At 43.8% G+C, this 20,367-nt stretch carries 18 protein-coding genes; 4 read left to right on the top strand and 14 right to left on the bottom strand.

The features are described 5' to 3' along the window. Window positions 1–7: 7 nt before the first annotated feature. From NFR88_RS14075 to NFR88_RS14055, 5 genes are all read right to left on the bottom strand, one after another. Window positions 8–946, bottom strand: coding sequence for a glycosyltransferase family 2 protein (locus tag NFR88_RS14075; protein WP_160201905.1), 939 nt, complete (start codon window positions 944–946; stop codon window positions 8–10). Further along, window positions 939–1,337 carry a GtrA family protein gene (locus NFR88_RS14070; RefSeq protein ID WP_160201906.1) on the bottom strand — a complete coding sequence of 133 codons (399 nt, stop codon included), beginning with the start codon at window positions 1,335–1,337 and terminating at the stop codon, window positions 939–941. The genes NFR88_RS14075 and NFR88_RS14070 overlap by 8 nt, the downstream gene beginning before the upstream one ends. After that, complete coding sequence (locus tag NFR88_RS14065; RefSeq protein WP_251616936.1) at window positions 1,334–3,814, bottom strand: YfhO family protein; 2,481 nt, start codon at window positions 3,812–3,814, stop codon at window positions 1,334–1,336. The genes NFR88_RS14070 and NFR88_RS14065 overlap by 4 nt, the downstream gene beginning before the upstream one ends. 420 nt (window positions 3,815–4,234) lie before the next feature. Then, the gene (locus tag NFR88_RS14060) at window positions 4,235–4,624 is read right to left on the bottom strand and encodes an antitoxin (protein WP_251616928.1); all 390 of its coding nucleotides are present in this window, start codon (window positions 4,622–4,624) and stop codon (window positions 4,235–4,237) included. Between the two features lie 95 nt (window positions 4,625–4,719). Next, window positions 4,720–5,577, bottom strand: coding sequence for a DUF3990 domain-containing protein (locus NFR88_RS14055; protein ID WP_161909468.1), 858 nt, complete (start codon window positions 5,575–5,577; stop codon window positions 4,720–4,722). A 224-nt stretch (window positions 5,578–5,801) separates the two neighbouring features. Here NFR88_RS14055 and NFR88_RS14050 point away from each other — a divergent pair, with 224 nt between their 5' ends. From NFR88_RS14050 to NFR88_RS14040, 3 genes are all read left to right on the top strand, one after another. After that, on the top strand, window positions 5,802–6,575 hold the full coding sequence (locus tag NFR88_RS14050) for a carbon-nitrogen hydrolase family protein (protein ID WP_251616926.1): 774 nt from the start codon (window positions 5,802–5,804) through the stop codon (window positions 6,573–6,575). A gap of 242 nt (window positions 6,576–6,817) precedes the next feature. Beyond that, window positions 6,818–8,404, top strand: coding sequence for an N-acyl-D-amino-acid deacylase family protein (locus NFR88_RS14045; RefSeq protein ID WP_251616924.1), 1,587 nt, complete (start codon window positions 6,818–6,820; stop codon window positions 8,402–8,404). Next, window positions 8,404–9,189 carry a serine hydrolase gene (locus NFR88_RS14040; RefSeq protein WP_161909471.1) on the top strand — a complete coding sequence of 262 codons (786 nt, stop codon included), beginning with the start codon at window positions 8,404–8,406 and terminating at the stop codon, window positions 9,187–9,189. Before NFR88_RS14045 ends, NFR88_RS14040 begins: the two co-directional genes overlap by 1 nt. Window positions 9,190–9,686: 497 nt before the next feature. On the opposite strand, the gene NFR88_RS14035 is transcribed toward NFR88_RS14040, so the two are convergent. The 9 genes from NFR88_RS14035 to cuyB all read right to left on the bottom strand — a co-directional run bounded on the left by NFR88_RS14035 (window position 9,687) and on the right by cuyB (window position 19,573). Continuing rightward, window positions 9,687–10,487: a M55 family metallopeptidase gene (locus tag NFR88_RS14035; protein ID WP_251616921.1), complete on the bottom strand. Its 801-nt coding sequence runs from the start codon at window positions 10,485–10,487 to the stop codon at window positions 9,687–9,689. 14 nt (window positions 10,488–10,501) lie between these two features. Beyond that, entirely contained in the window at window positions 10,502–11,527 is a 1,026-nt protein-coding gene (locus NFR88_RS14030; protein WP_160201911.1) for a P1 family peptidase, read from the bottom strand. A gap of 265 nt (window positions 11,528–11,792) precedes the next feature. Further along, window positions 11,793–13,352, bottom strand: a complete 1,560-nt coding sequence (locus tag NFR88_RS14025; RefSeq protein ID WP_251616918.1) for an ABC transporter substrate-binding protein — start codon at window positions 13,350–13,352, stop codon at window positions 11,793–11,795. Window positions 13,353–13,453: 101 nt separating this feature from the next. Then, a complete protein-coding gene (locus NFR88_RS14020) occupies window positions 13,454–14,416 on the bottom strand; it encodes an ABC transporter ATP-binding protein (RefSeq protein ID WP_251616915.1) in 963 nt (320 codons plus the stop codon). 13 nt (window positions 14,417–14,429) lie between these two features. Next, a complete protein-coding gene (locus tag NFR88_RS14015; protein WP_160201914.1) occupies window positions 14,430–15,404 on the bottom strand; it encodes an ABC transporter ATP-binding protein in 975 nt (324 codons plus the stop codon). A gap of 20 nt (window positions 15,405–15,424) precedes the next feature. Continuing rightward, the gene (locus NFR88_RS14010; protein WP_160201915.1) at window positions 15,425–16,270 is read right to left on the bottom strand and encodes an ABC transporter permease; all 846 of its coding nucleotides are present in this window, start codon (window positions 16,268–16,270) and stop codon (window positions 15,425–15,427) included. Window position 16,271: 1 nt separating this feature from the next. Next, a complete protein-coding gene (locus NFR88_RS14005) occupies window positions 16,272–17,195 on the bottom strand; it encodes an ABC transporter permease (protein WP_285813902.1) in 924 nt (307 codons plus the stop codon). A 79-nt stretch (window positions 17,196–17,274) separates the two neighbouring features. After that, window positions 17,275–18,687: a serine hydrolase domain-containing protein gene (locus NFR88_RS14000; RefSeq protein WP_251616912.1), complete on the bottom strand. Its 1,413-nt coding sequence runs from the start codon at window positions 18,685–18,687 to the stop codon at window positions 17,275–17,277. A gap of 187 nt (window positions 18,688–18,874) precedes the next feature. Next, window positions 18,875–19,573 (bottom strand): cysteate racemase, encoded by a 699-nt coding sequence (gene cuyB, locus NFR88_RS13995; RefSeq protein ID WP_160201917.1) that lies wholly within the window; start codon window positions 19,571–19,573, stop codon window positions 18,875–18,877. A 249-nt stretch (window positions 19,574–19,822) separates the two neighbouring features. Between cuyB and NFR88_RS13990 the strand changes: the two genes are divergently transcribed. After that, on the top strand, window positions 19,823–20,367 hold a 545-nt coding region (locus NFR88_RS13990; RefSeq protein WP_465250590.1), incomplete at its 3' end, for a hypothetical protein.

Raw genomic sequence — 20,367 nt, 5'->3', positions numbered from 1 at the left:
TACTGCATCAGCAGCTTTTTTCCTTTACGATGTAGATGGGGCGTCTCTTGTTTTCTAGGTAATCCTTAGACAGGTAGGCTCCCAAAATATAGATGAACAACATTTGCAGGCTGCCCAGAAGCAGTACCACAAAGAGTATCACGTCCAGACTGCTCACCGCCCCCGGAACCCAGATACTCTGTATCAGGTTGCATCCCATGAACACCATACCGGCGAGAAAGAGGAAAATTCCCATTAGACCTGCCGCTTTCAGCGGTGCCGTTGAAAAGGAAAGTATTCCCTCAAATGCATAAGCAAACAAACTCTTAAAGCTCCACTTGGTACATCCCATTGCACGCTCCACACCCTCGTACTCAATCCACTTGGTATCAAATCCTACAAAGGAAAAAAGTCCCTTCATATACCTGTTATATTCTTTCATTTCCAAAATGGCATTAACCACCGTGCGGTTCATCATACGAAAATCGCCGTGTCCGTCGGTCATATCCATGTGGGTGAGCCCTTTGCTGATTTTGTAAAAGGCTTTAGAAAACAGACTGCGCAGAAAACCATCCCCTTCGCGGCTCAGGCGGAGCCCGCCGCAGCAGTCATAGTCCTCGCAGCTGACAACCTTGTACATCTCAGGCAGCAACGCTGGTGGATGCTGCAGATCTGCATCCATAATCACGCTATAATCCCCTCTGGCTTCTTTGAGCCCGGCGTACATCGCAGCTTCCTTCCCAAAATTTCTGGAAAAAACTACATAGCGGACCTTTTCATCTTTTTCTGCCAAATTTTTCATAATAGTTCTGGTTTTATCACTGCTGCCGTCATCTACAAAGATAATCTCATAGTCCACCTCCGTCATCTGACGCAGTACTTTCCCAGTTTCAATGTAAAATAAAGGTAAAGACTCCTCTTCATTATAGCAAGGCACAATAACACTGATTAAATCTCTCTTATTCATGTGAAACACCCCTTTGTTTAAAAATGCTGTACTTGCAAGCAAAGTAATTAAGTACCACTGTGATAACGCTGACGAGAACCTTTGACACAAAGCTTCCTGCGCCAATGCAGTCTACCAGAAGCAGCAGCAGTAAATTCTCAATGACCAAAGTTGCCGCCCGAAGCGAAAAGAACTGAAGAAACTCCTGTTTTTTATCTCCTTTGGAGTGGAAGACCACTTTCCTGTTGGCGAAGTAGGCGAAAGTTACTGCGCCTAGCCATGCAAGCGTGTTTGCTGTTAAATAGTTGACAGAAAGTGCCATTAGTCCGATGTAAATGATATAGTTAACCCCTGTTGTCATGCCGCCCGTCATAATGTAACGAACAATTTGTGATTCCTGCAATTTCTTCATTTCTCTCTTTTCCTTTTCCTTAAAAATACTATAATTTGTGATAACAGCAGCATTGCCATCGCCGCTGCGCTGAGTGCTGCTCCTGCTGCAAACCCCGGCGCTTTATAACTGATTTGAATGCTGTGCTTTCCTTTCTCCAGTGGAAATCCCACGAAAGCGGTATTGACCTTTTCAGCCTTTTGCGCTTTCCCGTCCACCAAAATCTGAAAGCCCTTCTTATATGGATAAGATGTAACAAAATAGCCATCTTGCTTCATCGTTACGATTCCCTGAAATATATCGCTGCCGTTTGCCTGAAAATCCTCTGCGAGAGTCGGCACCGCAATGTCCTGCGCTTCTGCTGTCGGAATATCCAAAGTGTAGACTTTGATATCCTCGATATTGTAGCGGCTCCTGCTCATCGCAATTTCCAGCTCCGAAAGTCCTGCAGAATCCGACAGTACATAAGTGAAGTCGTAGTTTTCATTAGGATACGGCGCATACCATGAAGACAGATTATTCGCCATTCCATTGATATTGATGAGCACCTGCCTGTCGTCCTTCCTGTCTATATGAAGGCTGATGACAAGGGCTTTGCCCTTCAGCGTTTCTTTCAGGTGTACCGTCTGTTTTCCTTGCACACTCTCATCGTAAACCGTTGGAAATGCTTCTTCAAAGAGTTCCTCTGGATTTTGCGCTTCTGCACTCACACCGCAAAGCTGTGCCAAAGTCTTTGGAAATTCACTAATTCCCCCACGCTCTGCTTTCTCCTGTAAAAGCACTTTGTCGGTGCCGTAACACATGGGCAGCACATCGGGATTTTCGGCAAGGACGTAACCGTTTCGCCTGAAAATCGGCTCATAGCCGTAAGGCACCTGTTGTTCTCCGGTCAAAACATACCTTATTCCCATGAAGTAATTGAATAGGCTGTTCTGATTTGGCATGAGAACTACCCGATTTCGTATGCTGATTGGGTTTCCCATCGTATCATAATAAAATTTCCCATAGGTGCTGCTTGTCACCGAAGAATACATGGCTGTCTTGTTCAGACTACCGTCCGGCAACACGTTACTGTTGACGTAGTTATTGCTGAGATAGTCAAAACGGTATAACGGCTCTGAAGCAAACATGGTAATATCTCCGAAAGAAAACCAGCTTTGTCGCATATCATCTTTCTGCAGCCAGTGCTCTAACTCTTTGTTCACCCCAAAGTTGGCACAGAGAGGAAGCAACAGCAGACATGCCGTAAGCACATGCTTTGTTCTTTGGGGAATTTTCCCCATTCTCTGAACGAGCACCCATGCCAATACCACAAGTCCATCTATCAAGATTAGCAGCGCCCACGCGTCTTCTTTTCTTAGCACAATTGGTACGGCACAAAGCAGCGCCGGCAACATCAGCGCTTTCTGCTTGCCCTCTAATATCCTTGCCAGCGTATCTGTGCAAATCCAGACAATCAACGGAACCAGCGGAATCAGAATCTTTTCTCTAGCATAGAGAAATCCGCTCAGTACGTACCAAACAGCTGGCACCATAAGAATCAGAAGCACCACTGCCGTCAGCCAGCGTTTTTTCTTATCCCATAGAGACAATAGCAGCAGATACAAAGAAATCAAGGTCATGCCGCAGCTGTAAGGCTGATATAAAAGTCCGCTGAAAGATAAGTTGATAGTTTCGATGGACTCCTGCGCAAAACTTCCAGCATCTTTTTCCGTCGATAAAATGGCAAGTCCGGTTGGAATCAGAAGCACCGCAGCAAGGCAGATAGCGAGAGTGACTGCAAATGCAGTTTTCCCTGTCATTTTCAATGCCTCTTTCGTAGTATTTCCCGAATTTACAAGCTGATGTAAATAATATAGAAAACATACCACCATACAGGTCGGCGCATAGTAAAAACTATGTATGCAGATGAAAAACAAGGCGATTGTCAAAAGCAAACCATTTTTTCCCGCTAAAATCCGGTCGATTCCCAGCAGCGCCAGCACCAAAAATGGCATATAATTGATGAACATAATCTGGTGATGTGCATGGAAGAAGCATGTGGCTGCTGCCATTAAGATTGCTCCTGTAGCTGCTAAGCGAACGGTAAAATTTTTCCCCTTTAGCCAGAGATAAGTGATATTAACACTTGCCACTGCTCCTACCGCCGCGTAGACGGAAATAATCTCTTTCATCTCAACGTTTGGCAGCAGACAGGACAAAAGCACGTCCGGTCTGAGCAGTCCGTAGTAAGCTAAATCGTATGCGTTAATCCCTCCGCCGAGTCCGACAAACTGCGGGAAAATCCCCCCTGCTGAAAGCATGGTCTGCCTCAGCGCCTCCGCAGCTCCTACATGTTGACTGTACCAATCCCCTTCTGATCCAAAGATTGCTCCCTGTTCGACAGGCAAATAGAGAAGCAGAAATGTAAGTCCCGTCAGTAAAAGATACGGAAGTATTTCCGCCCCTGCCTGTCCTATTCTCTTTTCCCATTCCCTACAGTTCTCTAATGTCTCCATCTTTACCCTTCCTTTGTTTGTTTACATCTCTATCATAAGGTACAGTTCTTAAATAAACCCGAAAAGAAATCTTATGCTTTTCTTAAAAAAATCTTAACATCTTTGGGGAGATTTCCCCTAAATATGATACCCCCCCCCGACATATTTTTGTCAAGATTAAGTTAATTTAAACATTTGCCCACACAAAAACAGCCATCAGTAGCTGACGGCTGTTTCCAATTCTAAATCCAGCTTATTCGACAATGAAAACATTTTTAAAAATCTCCTCTAGCGCAAGATTCTTAAAGAATTACATCATACAGTTTTGCTTCATAGATATGCTTCACCCCGCAGTGAAAGAAGTTAAGATTTCATAAATTTGTTTTTGGTCAGTGTCAGCATCCAGTTGAAAGCGTAATACCGTTAAAGCGAACTTAAGATTTACTGCTTATTCTCGTTTTTCATGATATCTCGCATAATTTTTACGCCTCTTGCAGTCAAATCTCTTTCATTTACTCCTTTAGCCTCTAAAATTCTTTCAATCGCCTGTGAGGGGTCAAGAGAATGATACGGATAGTAAAGACCTCGAAGTTCTTTCGGTTTGATGAACTTGTATACCTGTTTGCTTGTCTTTTGATATGTGTAAGACCAATAGCGATAAATATACCCAATCCAATACAACTCTGCTTCGGAATATTTTTCTTTGCCATAGGAGCTTTTGCCAAATTCTATATTTACTTCATCAAAAATCTGATTTGTATCACAGGCTTCAAACAAAAAACCGCCAAAATCCATACGCTGTGCCACCTGAGAATGCATAAACCTTCTCATAAATATTGGTGAACTGCATTCTGTTTCTTTTACCGAAGCAGAAAAAACATCTCCTTGTATTTTACATAACTTTAAACCGATTTCATCAATTTTTCTCATTTCAAAATATCCTCTATATATTCGCCCTGACCCCTGTATTGCCTACGGGCGACTTTTACTTTATCATTACCGATACGTGACTCTTCCTGCTTATACGAAAGATAATACCGCTTTTCATCGGATGCTAAATAACAATGGCGTAATATCCGCAACTGACTTAGTGCTTTATCAGTAACAAAAACATATTGATTACCGAGATTAGTTGCGGAAAGACAATGCTGACATTGAACATCTGTGATTTCACCGTCAATAAAGTTGTCGATAATCTCAAACATTCTATTGTCGGCAATCGGAGCAATAATATAGTCGACCCCTTCAAGCTTTGCAAGTAAATCCTGTATAATAGGGTGATTCGCATAGTCGGTTAATTTGTTTCGGAAATAGGCAATAAGCAACATCCAATCCCTATCAACATTTAATTGCGTATAACTCAAAGCCGTTTTATTAAACTCTAAAACATAGAGTGAGGACTCCGGATAATTGGCAACAAACATAGCCGATTGTTCCAAACTTTCTCCGCAGTAAAAGCCTCTGCCAAAATCATTGGTATTTTTAGATCTCTCAATTGAAACCCTCCCGTCAATGTATGTTTTGGCGCCGTGAAAAAGTATGGTAGAATTACTGCTGCAATCTTCTTTAAAAAGCTGCTCTTTTATCTTGTTAAGCCGGATACCTTTACCGAAGGCAAAGTTGTAAAAGGCATTCAGATTGGATGAAGAAATCTGTTCCTCATTTTTTCTCCACCGAGAAATAGTTGTTGCAGTAACGCCGATATCATCTGCAAGTTCTTTTGCAGTTATATCTAATAATTCCATTACAATTTCAATGTCTGTACACAATGCGAAATCATTCATAAACAACTCTCCTTTTGTACTGTCAAACTTATTATAACATATGTTGAAAACAAGTTCAAACAGTTTTGTAAAACTTATTTTCAACATTTATAAAGATAAAGTTTTTTGCGATTGTCTTATTTACTGTGAAACACGGGATTCTAACAAACATTTTAAAAAACAATACTGAAACTCACTGAAGTGTGATATAATGATTGAAATATATCAAGGAGGTACGCAACCCAATGAAAATAGGCGTTTATCAATTTTCAAGCACAAACAGTATCAGAAATAACTTAGAAACTATAAGAAATGCCATCTGCCTTGCCGCCGAACAGGGTGTCAGACTGATTGTTTTTCATGAATGTGCACTATGTGGGTATCCTCCTATCGAGCAAAACATTGACAATATTCCTAAAGAGGAAATAGACGCAGCTCTGCTGCACATATCTGAACTTGCCAAACAGTATAAAATATTCGTAGCTGTCGGAACTGTAAGATTTGACACCGAAGGCAGATTTAATTCCATTGGTCTCTTTGCTGATGACGGAACGCTGATGGGCTATTATGACAAAACTGCATTATGGGGCAGGGATACAGACCACTTTATCAGAGGAACAAAGCCCGGTATCTTTGAAATCGACAATATAAAGGTCGGATTCCGCATCTGTTTTGATGTTCGATTCCCTGAACCTTTTAGAGAACTGTACAAAGAAAATACAGATATTTGCTTTGTATCCTTTTCGGATACCAGTGAAACTCCTCTACCGGACCGCTACAATATCATTAAATCTCATCTCATTACGCGTGCTGTCGAAAATGTTATGACAATAGTTTCAGTCAACAGTATCTCTCGTTTCCAGACCGCTCCTACCGCTATTTTTGATTATAACGGCGAAATCAAGAAAGAGGCTGTATTGAATTCTGAGGGTTTACTGGTTTATGATTTTATCAAGCCTGAAACCACATTCGGCATGAAAGGCAGACTGGTAAATAGCGATTATTTTCTGCAGACATGACGGTCACAACGGTTATGACAAATCACCCTAATTTGATGATTTGCCATAACCAAAATCCAACAAAACCTTAACAATCATATTAAAACCTATTAATCCACATTTCCTCCTGTTTTTTCACTTCTCAAATCCTCTCAATTCAGCCTTTTTCCCTGCTTTCTTCCCCTGCAAATTCTGGCACTATTCTTGCAAGTTATATGCGTAGAAAACGTTCAGCAGGATTTCAAAAGAAAGGAATCTCATTTATGTTTGACTGTATCATAAAAAACGTCCGTATCATTGACGGCACTTCCGCTCCCTGGTATCGGGGCAGCGTCGCCATCAAGGATGGACGCATCCATAAAATCGGTACATGTACTGCCGAAGAAGAAAACGACGCAGCGGAAATCGTAGACGGAGAAGATTTATATCTTGCGCCTGGCTTTATCGACCTTCACTCTCACAGCGACACCTCTCTTCCGAAATATCCCCTTGCAGAAAGCAGAATTCTGCAGGGTGTCACCACCGAAATCGGCGGCAACTGCGGCATGTCCGTGGCTCCGGTCAGCGCTGACCCTGAAAGAAAAAAACAGTTAAAAGATTATGTTGGTGATTTAACATACAACTGGGAAACCGTTGGAGAATATTTAGATACTTTGAAGGAGCATAAGCTGAGCGTTAACTTTGGAACCGCTGTCGGACACGGCACCATCAGACTGGCGGCTATGGGATTCGATGCACGCAAACCGACCAGCGAAGAGCTTGCACAAATGCGCGGACTCCTTCGCAAAGCTTTAGAAGACGGTGCATACTTTATGTCCAGCGGACTGATTTATCCGCCGGGTTGCTATGCAGACGCAGACGAGCTGGCAGCTTTGTCAGAAGAACTAGTTCCTTTCGGTTCTTTCTACGCAACCCATATGAGAGACGAAGGTGACTATCTGGTGGAAGCGCTTTCCGAAGCGCTGGAAATCGCAAAACGCTCCGGCGCACCGCTGCAGGTATCTCACCACAAATGCACCCGCAAATCCGGCTGGCAGGTCAGCTGCAAAACTACTATTGCCATGATTGACAGAGCTAGACGCGAAGGTCTTGACGTAAAAGTGGATCAATATCCATACAATGCTTCTGCCACTACTTTGGACAGTAATGTGTCCTTATGGGCATTTGACGGCGGCATGGAAGCTCTCTTTGAACGACTTCGGAATCCAGAGACTAGAGCAAAACTAAAAGAAGAAGCCAGGCAAAGTCACCTGGGCAGATGGGGAGACATCTGCGTCTCCTACGTTGCCAGCGAAAAAAACGCTTGGGTGGTAGGTAAAAATATAGAAGAAATTGCAGAAATTCGTGGCGTTGATCCGGAAGACGCATGCTTTGATTTGATTTTAGAAGAGCGTGGTCGTGTCAACGAGGTCAACTACGGCATGTGCGAAGAAGATATCGAATACATCATGCCACAGCCATATGTGATGATTGGCTCCGACGGTGAAGCTGCTTCCATGGATTATCCGGGACAACCGCACCCTCGCTGGTTTGGTACGTTCCCGCGCGTAATCTCCAAATACTGCAGAGAGCGCAAGCTCTTCCCGCTGGAAACTGCCATTTTCAAAATGACCGGACTTCCTGCAAACCGTCTGGGCATTAACAACAGAGGTCTAATCAAGGAAGGCATGCAGGCGGACTTAGTCCTCTTTGACTTTGATGAAATTGAAGACACTCCGTCCTTTAATAATCCTAAGCAGCCATGCAAAGGCATTCGCCGTGTCTACGTAAACGGCGTGCTGACAGCGAAAGACGGCAGACACACCGGCGCAAAAGCTGGCGCTATCTTGAAAAGAGGAGAAACCCTATAATGAAAGAACAAATCTTAAATGAACTCTCTCAGATGGAGGGAAAAGTTGGATTTTACTACCATAATTTAGTCACTGGCGAGACTTACGGCTACCGCGAAAAAGAACCATTTCTTCCGGCAAGTGTCGTAAAGCTCCCTTTAATGGCAGCTATTCTCCTGCTCCGCTCCCGTGGGGAAGCAGACTTTCGAGAAGAAATTCTAATTCATCAGGATCAGAAAGTGCCCGGCTGCGGCGCAGTACAGCACATGACCGGTGAGGTGACTTTGGATATGGAAACGCTGGGAAAACTGATGATTACCATTAGTGACAATACAGCAACTAACGCACTGCTGCGTCACTATACCGTCCCAAAGATTAGAGAAGCTTTTCTGGAACTTGGCTTAATCGGAACCCAGTTTAACAGAGAATTGTGGGATTTAGAGAGAGAAGCCCGCGGAATCAACAACTACTTTGTTCCCGAAGAAATCGGCATTCTCCTGGAAAAGATATACCATAAGACTCTAGTCAATGAGGAATCTTCCATCTGGCTGGACGATATCATGAGGCAGCAGCAAATAAACCACAAGATGGGCGGTCATCTGATTATGGACTATCCTATGGCGCACAAAACCGGCGACGAAGAAGATAAAGCCCACGATGTAGGCATTGTCTATGCAAAACAGCCTTTTGTTGTCTGCTTCGCCTCAAACGAAGTCGATGTCCCTATGTACGAAGACTTTATCCGCAGAACCACCAAGGCTCTTGTCGAGCAAGCTGAGCTGGCTGACAACGCCGAAACAAAATAGCGATACCAAGACTAAAATCTTTTCATTTTCATTCACAAAGAGCTGCATTTACTGCAGCTCTTTGCCATTGCAGCAATTCACATGAGTGTGCATATTTTAAGCATTTCTTTTCAAAATACGTACAACTGCGTGCATATTTTGAAATCTTTTCTCGAAAATATGCACATCACCTTTTCAAACTATGCATATTTTCGTGATAATCAGCAAATATATGCAGATTATCTGAATATGGCTCCCGATTTTCAAGTGAAATGTACATATTTTTGGAGTTTCTTCGAAATCTATGCACAGCCTCGTGCATATTTTGAAACCTTTTCTCGAAAATATGCACAATACCCAGCACCTCCAAAGTAAACTCCATCAAACCGCCGCTCCACCAAATATCAAAAAAGCGGAACGCTGCAAACCGGCGCGATAGCACGTCTTGCAGCGTTCTTTAGGTTAAGAAAAATGTATATTACTGGAATGGTAATTTCTATTTTGTAGACCCTTTGCCTTTATACCCCTGTCATAAACATTCTTGCAATGGCAAGGTCGGTCGGTGTCTTCGCGGTGATTTCTACAGTATTGGAGTCAATCTGCTTTGCGCCCGGATACCAGGAAGCATGTCTGGCCTTCTGATGTTTCTTGAAGTTAATCTCCATACGATACTCATTTGCCAGTGACCTCGACTGATGCTTTGCAGCCAGGGCTTTTTTTACACCGTCTTCAATCAGTGCGATAGCTTCTTCCGGATGAATATTCCAGGTCGCATTCCCTGTGCCGTGCTTTACAGCCACAGTCTCCATAGATGGATACAGAGATTTTGCATCATCGCAAATGCCTTTGTCTCCAGAAAGGAAAATGGAAGGTACACTCATTTCATCGGCAAGAAGCGCATTGAGGGAAAACTCAGAGGCAAGTTCTCCATTGACTTTAATCCAGTTGAAGAGATAATCTTCAATGGTATGGGTCAAAGGACTGTCATTGGACCACGCTTTTGCATGGTAACCGATATAAATTGCGCCATCGTAACTTTCATCAAGACCTGCCATCATAGCGTAAGGATCCGACATCCAGCTGCGAATCAGCTGGGTTCCCTTTGGCAGCAGGTTAGCGTCAATGTTCAGCCCGTCTTCATGACCGTCCTTAACTACAACCTCGTATCCTGCATCTAGAGCTGCCCTGCATGCTGCTGCAGTTTCCAGGCTCATCTGTCTGCATGCTGCGTCATAGCCCTGACCGCCATAGCGGGTTTCACACCAGCCAGTTACTCCGGTGATTCCTTCAATATCTGCACTAATAAATATCTTTCTCATCTTATAACCTCATCCTAGATGAATTCACGCAGTCCGTAGAGAACTTTGTTTCTGATTCCCTTTGTGGTTTCTGCATGGTACATGGAGCTGATAACAGCTTCTTCTACTACCTCTGCAGTAGCGTCGAAGAGTTTATCCATAGCGTTGTCATGAAACATCTTAGTTTCCAGAACATCTTCTTTGCTGTAATGCGGAATTCTATTTCCATTGGAGAATGCGATGGCGATATCGCCGCTTCCATTTCCAAGGAAAGAACCGACTCTGGCAAGACCGACAGTTGCTCTCTTTGCAATACGTTTCAGCTGTCTGTCGCTGAGCGGGATATCTGTACCAAGTACAATAATGATAGATCCCTTTTCAGGTTTGTCTTCCTTTGGAAGCTCCGTCTTAATACGCTTTCCGTCAATTCTGAGATTGCCTAGTACACCAAAGTTTGACATGACAATTGCGCCAAGAGTGTATTCTTTTTCGTTGCATGTGATAATTCTGGAAGCGGAACCGATTCCGCCTTTCAGCCCCATACAGCACATACCTGTACCGCCGCCGACACCGCCTTCGGTGAATTCCTCGTCAGCCTTTTCCAAAGCTTTCAGCACATGCTCTTCTTTCACGTGCATGCCGCGAATGTCGTTCAGTTCGCCGTCGTTACACTCTGTTACAACACAGTTTACGGTTCCCGTAGATACGCCAATATCCTCATTATCTTTCAGCATATACTGAATTAATCCATTTAATCCAGCGCCTACGCTGAGGGTATTCGTCATCAAAATCGGTGTCTCGATGGTACCCAGTTCTTCAATTTGAACAAGACCCGCACTCTTACCGAATCCGTTGATGACACATGCACCGGCAGCAACCTTCTCCTGAAACAGGTTTCCTTCGTGAGGCAGGATTGCTGTAACCCCGGTATGTATAAATTTTTCGTCGTCTTTCAGCGTGACATGCCCAACCTTTACGCCGGGAACATCACTAATCAAGTTTCTTTTTCCTTTCGGAAACTTGTTCTGCAAATCTACTTTGCAATCCTTTGGCAAGCCCATTCTTTGCCCTCCTCTATTATTTTATGTGTCCTTTTACAAACCATAGTTAATGCAATTTTTGTGCCAATTGACATATCGCCCAAAAGCTTGTAAAAGCACACAGAGTAGCGATTCACCCATTTGCATGATGTGTTTCTATCTTATTTCATCTCGTTTCAACTTGTTCCTGCATTTCAGAAAGCATCCTTTCTGAAAAAAGGAGCCGCCCAGATAGCGGCTCCTCATTCACTACTTCATGTTAGCATAATGCTCTATATTTTACAGATTAGTATGCCAGATCATTGAGCGGAGTGGAACCGTCAGCTAATACGTTGAAGCCCTTCAGATCTTTGTTCATAGCGGAGAAGGAAAGTTCAGCGTACATAGGAATCATGTTTACATTTTCAAACAGATACATCTGGATATCACCAACCATCTTAGTTCTTTCTTCACCGTCAGTTTCGTGAGCTGCTTTTTTAACCATATCAAAGTATTCGTCTGTGTTGCTTGGTGCGTTCTTGTCATAGTGGCAAGCATTCAGTACCAGCATTGGTTCTGCCCAGGACAGCCATTCGATACCAGCGTCATACTTGTCAGCACTGATGTTTTCGTATACGTAGTTCCAGTCAATTGCTTCGATGTTCATCTGGAAACCAACCTGTCTCAGCTGTTTAGCCATAGCTTCAGGAATGGTGGTAGCATCAGTCCAAGCATACCATGTGAACTCTAATTTCTTACCGTCCTTTTCACGGATGCCGTCTTTGCCTTCTTTCCAGCCAGCTTCTTCAAGGAGCTGCTTAGCCTGTTCAGGATCGTTTGCCAGATTCTTCTGGAACCAGTCTTTTGCATCCTGATTGAAGTTCTGTACTGTATCGTAAATCATGGAATAAGCAGGCGCAATCAGTCCGTCAACAGATTCTGCCAAACCGTCTCTGTCGATAGCCAACGCTAATGCTTTACGAACGTTAATGTCGGAGAATACATCGTGGTCAGTGTTCATTTCGAAGTAAGCAATGTTCGGATATGTAGTATCAACCATTTCGATATCTTCATTGTCCTGCAGTTCCAGATACTGGTCGCTGCCTACGGACATCAGAATGTCTACGTTTCCAGCCTTCAGATCTTCTGTCTGGGTAAATTCTTCTACATTAAATCTTACCTTTACCGTTTCAAATTTACCAGCGCCCTGGTTTTTTACCAGCGGATTTGCGCATTTGAAGCCTTCGTTTCTTACAAGATTTACTTCAGAACCAGATACATATCCGTCTTCAGCCAGCGCATACAGTCCGTAAGGGTGGCATCCCCACATGAGCTCTTCGTCACTCATATTGTCCAGTTCATCTTTGTCGATTACAATTACGAAACCAGCACAGAAGTAATACAGCATGTCGGAACGGAATTCGGACAGGTGCAGTGTAACTGTTCTGCCTTCCCATTCCATGGATTCGATGTTGTCATAACCATCGTTATAAGGGCTGACTTTCTGTCCGTGTTCGATGGAAGCGATTACGTCTTCCGGTTCAACCTGTTCGCCAGTGGAATACAGCATTCCTTCCGGTACATCAAAGGTAGCAGTCTTTCCATCTTCGCTTACTTTCCAGTTAGTGCATACGTTGTCAGCTACATCGCCTGTTTCAGCGTTCCACTGGAATAAAGAAGCTGAGTTCAGTCCCTGTCCGCCTGCAGTGCTGTCCAGCTGGTAAGTATCCAGTCCGTACCATTCACCGTCAATAATGGTCAGCTCAGTCTTTGCAGAAGCCTCATCTCCGCCATCGCCACCGCCGCAAGCGGTCATGCTGAATACAAATACAGCAATCAGGCTCAATACCAATAATTTCTTTTTCATGTTGTCCTCCTCTTTTCATTGGGTTAGGATACCCTCTAGTTTTTTCTCTACCGAGGGCAATATATATTGCAATTTATATTACAACCATCTTTAATTTCCACTTAATCAGCAAGCGGATGGAAGCAGGAAACCTGATGTCCCGGTGCGATTATCGTATCCTTTGGCATCGTTGTCTTACATTCCTCAGTCGCATATTTACATCTGTCGCAGAATCTGCAGCCGACTCCGATATTGATCAGGCTGCCCGGATCGCCGCCCATGACCTCTTTCTTTCTGTCACGAAGATTCGGGTCAAGAATCGGCGCTGCGTTAAGCAATCCTCTTGTGTACGGATGCTTTGCATGTTCCGCGATTTCAAGGGTTGGTCCGAATTCCACCAGACGTCCCAGATACATGACAGCGATTTTATCGCTAATGTACTTGATGACGTTCAAATCGTGAGTGATTACCAAATAGGTCAGATTCAACTGTTCCTGCAGGTCAAGCAACAGGTTGAGAATCTGTGCCTGCACGGATACGTCAAGAGCACTGGTCGGCTCATCGAGAATCATCACTTTTGGATTCAGTGCCAGCGCTCTTGCGATAGCAATTCTCTGCAGCTGACCGCCGGATAACTGGTGTGGGAAGCTGTCCAGATATCTCTGGTCCATCTTTACCATTTCCAGTACTTCCTTAGCCTTCTGCTTTGCTTCGGCTTTTGGCACGCCGTGAATAATCATCGGACGCATGATGGAGCTTTCTACAGTCTGTCTCGGATTCAGGTTGGAAGCCGGGTCCTGGAACACGACAGCAATTTCGCTGCGAAGCTGCTTCATCTCAGCCCTGCTGGCATTTGCAAGGTCAATTCCGTTGATGGTAATGTTACCGCCGGTCATCTTAGTCAGGTTCAAAATTACACGCGCCAGTGTCGTTTTTCCGCTGCCGGATTCTCCAACCAGACCGACAATCTCACCTTCTCCAATTTCCAGGGAAATATCATCTACTGCCTTTACGTAGGTAGTTGTCTTTTTTACAAGGCCTTTAGAAATAGAAAAGTATTTTTTTAGGCCATCCAGTTTAATCATCACTTTCTCCATCTTACTTTTCTTCCTTTCCAGCCAAATGACAACGGCAGAAATGGCTTTCACTTACATAATTCATCGGAGGTGCTTCTTTGAAGCACACTTCCTCTGCAAACGGACAGCGGTTTGCAAAACGACATTCCGGTTTCTTCTCGGTAATACGAGGAACAGAACCCGTGATAGTCTGCAAACGCCCCTCCGCTTTGGTCTTGCTAGGCAATGCCTGCATGAGAAGACGAGTGTACGGGTGAGTTGGGTTTGCAAAGATTTCAAATACGTCTCCGCTTTCTACCATTTCACCGGCATACATGATACCAATCTTGTCTGCAATTTCTGCTACCAGACCAAAGTTATGGGTAATCAGCATAATTGCCGTATTATATTTATCTTTCAATTCTTTCATGATTTCCAGAATCTGCGCCTCGATCGTTACATCAAGAGCAGTGGTCGGTTCGTCTGCAATGAGCAGCTCCGGATTTCTGGATAACATCATAGCGATCATGACACGCTGACGCATACCGCCGGACAGTTCATGGGGAAAGCTCTTTACGCGTTCCTCCGCATCCGGCATCTTAACATCCTTAAATAATTGAGTTACTCTGTTCCATGCTTCTACTTTATCTACTTTGTCAAGCTGGATTGCTTCTGCAATCTGTCCGCCTACGGTGTACACTGGATTTAGGGAATCCAGCGGATTCTGGAAAATCATACCGATTTCTTTTCCGCGAATAGACTCCATTTCCTGCTGTGTACAGGTGCGCAGATCTTTGCCTTTGAACAGAATTTTTCCATGCATCTCCTCGTTGCCACCCGGCAGCAGATTCATGATGCTGTGGGCAACGGTGGATTTACCGCAGCCAGATTCACCGACTACTGCAAATACCTCGCCTTTATTTACTGTAAAGTTTACATCATTGACAGCAGAAAGGTATCCATCCTTTACTTTATAGTCGATGGACAGATGTTCAAGCTTTAATAATTCTTCACTCATTTCCATACTCCTTTCTTGCTTTACTGTGACTTCATATGCGGATCGAGGAGGTCTCTAAGACCTTCACCCAGCAGATTAAAGCCAAACGTAGTGTATACCAGTGCAATACCAGGGTACAAACTGAGCCAAGGCGCTCTGGTAATGGATTTGATACCTTCAGAAATTGCAAGTCCCCAGTCCGGTGACGGCGGCTGTGAGCCAAGTCCCAGGAAAGACAGCGTAGTTGTCGACATGATAGTTCCCGGCAGGTTTAAGGATACCAGAACAATCAGAGACGGAACTACATTTGGCAATATGTATCTGACCATTAGAGCAGCGTTGCTTTCACCAAAAGCTTTTCCGGTTTCAACAAACGCCATATTTCTAAGGGATAAGGTCTTTGCTCTTACTGCACGCGCATAACTTGCCCATGCAACGAGGGAAATTGCGATAATAGTGTTGGTCAAGCCTTTACCGATTAAGGTAACTACAGCCAGCGCCAGAATGGTTCCCGGAATACACCAGGTCAAATCTGTCAGGAAGGACAGGATTCTGTCAACCCATTTTCCAAAGAAACCGCAGGCAAGACCTACAACAACGCCGATAACAAGCTGAATACTGCCGCCCAGGAAGGCTACCCACAGAGCCAGTCTGCTTCCGTAGATAACGCGAGAAAACAAGTCTCTCCCCAGTGCGTCTGTACCAAACCAGCATTTTGCACTTGGCGCCTCATAGCGACCGCCAACGCCGTGTTCATTGACACCGTATGGCGCAATCACGTCTGCAAAAGCTGCTATAATAATGAGGGAAACCAGAACGAACAAACCAATCATGAAGTTTTTGTTCTTCCAGCACTCATAGAGTCTTTCTTTCCATTTTTTGTTCATCTTAGTTGTCACCTCCGCTCAATGATAATCTAATTCTCGGATCCAGGATACCCATGATGATATCACTGAGCAAGTTGCAGATTACGGTCAAAATCGCAATCAAAAGCAATACCGCCTGTACAACCGGCATGTCCTGAACGATAATAGAGTTGAGAAGGAGGTTTCCCATACCTGGCAAACCAAATATTTTTTCGATGATAACGGCACCAGAAATCAGCCAAGGAATTGACATGAACACCAGTGTAGTAACCAGAATTAATGAATTTCTAAGTACATGCTTAATCAAAACAGTTTTCTTTGGAAGTCCCTTTGCATAGGCTGTGGTTACATATTTTTCGTTAAAAACTTCCAATACTTCTGTTTTAGTGATACGGAGCGTCCCCCCCATACCGGTAAGTACGGTTACTGCAATTGGAAGTACCCAGTTTTCAGGCTGTGCATAACCACTAATTGGAAGTACACCAAGCTTTACACTGAAGAACAGGATGAATAGCGCTGCCAGCCAGAACGACGGCACTGCGGTGAGCAGCAGCGAAAAGTTAACTGTAAATCGGTCAAAAAAACCGTCTTTCTTTACCGCACACAACAGTCCCAGTGGCAAGGCAATCACAAGCTCCAAAATCAGCGACCATACACAAAGCGTTAAACTGTAAGGAATCCTCTGTTTCATTAAATCCCAAACATCACTCTTGTATCTTGTGGATGTTCCGAAATCTCCGTGGAGAATGTCTGACGCCCAGTTCTTGTACTGGGTAAAAAATGGCAGGTCATAGCCCATTTCATGGGCAATTTCTGCTTTTCTTTCTTCCGACACTTTACGGTCTACGACCATATCTACCGGATCACCTGGCATCATGTACATTAAGCTGAAAACCAGGAAAGATACGCAGATAACTAAAAGCAGTCCCTGCAGAATTCGTTTGATAGTATAATTTCTGATAATTACATCTCCCTTCTTTATTTGTTGCTAAATATAACATACAAAGAGCTAAATAAAATTCCCCTTACACTCTCTGATAAATTCTGTTGTAGCATCTCACGCCCCATGCTTTCCCATCTCTAAGGAAAAAGCGGAAGGAACTGACTCTTCGGGTCGGATCCTTTTCAGCAAATACCGCAAATGCCAAGCCGCCGCAGTATTTCAGGATTCCTTTCATCCCGTTATAATCCACCTTTAATATGCCGTCCTCATAAGTAACGATGGTATGTGCCGGCAGGCCTTCATTGCTGAAATAATCCCCGCAGAGCATTTCCGGCTGGCTGAACTCTTTGCCATTTGGCACGGTCCAATGATGTTTTGTTTCCAGCGGAAGTCCTAGTGCAAAATTATATAACACCCACAAAAATTCCTCTACATCGACATCGCCCTGATTGCAAAGGACAGTGCCGCTGTAGCCGGTTTCTGTAAATCCACCCATAGAAGATACGCCATGAAGTCCGCCGGTGTGCTGGCAAATCTGCATACCTCCAATCAGATTTTTCGTAAGACCTAAACAATAGAAGGGTTCCTTCCTAAGTGGGAATTCTCTTCCCACCATCAGTTCTACTGCTTCTTTCGGGATAACCTGGCTGCCTTCCCACATACCGTAATCTGCCAGCATCTTGTAATACCTGGTCATATCGCTTGCTGTGGACTTTACACAGGCGCAGCCGCGGAAAGGCGGAAGCACCGACCAATTGTCATCCTCGTACATTTTGTTTTCTTCATAGTCTTTTTCAAAAAGACTGGTAATATTACCCTGTGCCAAAATCTTTGCCTCACTTGCGTCGAGATCCAGAACAGAGCGAGTCATGCCTAAAGGTTTAAATATCCGTTCAGTCAAAAACTCTTCCAAGGTGATTCCTGCTGCCATATCCACTACATAGGAGAGCAGTGCATAGCCGTCATTGGAATAACTCATGAATTCGCCTGGAGCACCAAGCGGCGTATAATCGCCCTGTGCCAGATAATCCACAAGCTGATCAATGGTTTCCATCTTGTTCGGCGCTGTTTTTACCATATGGCGATACCAGTCATTGTCCTCTTCGGCACTGTTCATCGCGATGGACCATTCCAGCGGAGGAAGAGGCGGAATACCTGCTCTGTGCATAGCGATGACTCTCAGTGTCACGCATTCATCCGGTGCGCCTGGAATATGTAAACTTGGAAAATACTTGGTAATCGGATCATCCAGGCTCAGCTTGCCTTCTGCATGAAGAATACAACATGCCAGCGCTGTCATGGATTTGCTCATAGAGGCTATGCCAAAAACCGTATTTTCGTCTGTCGGCAAATTCTTTTCTATACTTCTATATCCGAAGCCTCTTTCGAAGATGGGTCCCTCTGGTCCGCGAAGGGATACAGCCATGCCCGCATATCCTTTTTCCTGAAAAAGCTTCTCTAAATACTGATTCAATACTTCTTTATCCTGTTTCATTGTCTTTCCTTTTGTCTGTCCATACGTCATTCGAACTTATAAAAATAATCTGACAGATTATTTGCATATATAAACAGCAATTTTTATGCCAAACTTATTTATCTAAATTCCTGACGTACTTCTAACGATTTTCTATCCTTAATGCACCCCATAATAGGATACATTAATAATTAAATCCTGTTTCAACTCATTTTAATCTTCTTCCGCTGAACAAAATCACTTTTTCAGCAAGCACTTCCATCGGATCTACATAAAAATCTGACAATCCGTTATCGGCTTTGATGACGGACAGTTCCGTGCATGCCATAATTGCTTTTTGGCAGCCGGCACTCTTTACCGCTTCTTCAATTCTATCCCAAGAGGCTGCATCCCAGACAAGTCCACTCTTAATTCGGTCATAAATCTGATACATGACTTCCTTTTGTATTTCCTCAGACGGCGCATAAGCTGTAAGCCCCGCCGCTTCCATATGTTTTTGATAGAGTCCTGTTTTGATGGTCCCATCCGTTGCAAGGACAGCAACTTTTGCGCCCGGCGTTTCTCTTGCAATGGCATCAACAGTTTCTTTAATCATGTGAATAAAAGGAACCTTGAGTTGATCTACCATCATTTCTCCAAAGAAATGTGCTGTATTGCAGGTAATACAAATCGCTTCGCACCCGCAGTTCTCAAGAACTTTTGCGTCTTCCAAAAGCTGAGAATACACTTTATCATATTCACCGCTTAAAATGGCGCCAGTTCGATCCGGCATAGATGAATCACTGTAAATGACCATCCTTACATGATCCTGGTCGCAATCTGCAGCAGTCTTTTCTGTTACAAGTTTATAAAAGAGCTGCGATGCCATCGGTCCCATGCCGCCTAACACTCCAATCTTTTTGTCCATATTGTTACTTCTCCTTATTTTTTAGGCTGTCTTAATTTAAAGAGCAATTTATATGCCAATTTTACCACAGTATTCAATTTTTTTATATCGCTGTTTTCCCCCTTTTTCATCACGCTTCTTCCAGTATTTTGTGTTATAATCCTATTAAATCATATTTCACCACATTTTCCCTTTTGTTTTTGCTCGTTTTAGGCTATACTATTCTTATTAAATTATCCCGTGCATTTTTTGCTCAAGCGAGGTGTTTTCATGAACAATTCAAAAAGAGTTATCATTATATATAGAACGTCCAACAACAAGAACGCTATTGATTTTATCAAAAATAATCTGGAGGACATCTTTGGCGAACATATCGTATTCACCAACTGCTACTTAAACGATTTGGCAGATGGACAGAAACTCCATGCCGATGCTTTTCTTGCCATTGACGAATACATTTACCAGCAGGCCTCCGCCTACATCAGAGATTTCAACAAAATCATCAAAATCACCAGAAGTCCGGAGCGTGAAGCGCTCAAAAAAATTTCCAAAATCCCAGCTGGAACCGATGTCCTCATCGTCAATGACTCCTATAACAGCTCCCTTGATACACTTAACTCCTTTTACGAGGTGGGCATCAGCCATATCAATATGATTGCTTTCGATGAATCCTTAGCACACACCGGTATTTACAGTCATTTAAACATTGCCATCACACCGGCAGAGCCGCAATTGGTTCCTTCTCATATCAAAGAAATCATCGATATCGGCTATCGCCAGGTCAGCTTTGAAACCATGTTCAAGCTGATGAAGCT

The sequence above is a fragment of the Senimuribacter intestinalis genome, assembly GCF_943192965.1.
Lineage (GTDB): Bacteria > Bacillota > Clostridia > Peptostreptococcales > Anaerovoracaceae > Senimuribacter > Senimuribacter intestinalis.
The sequence above is the reverse complement of the archived record's forward strand: the minus strand, read 5'-3'. Positions and strand labels throughout refer to the sequence as shown.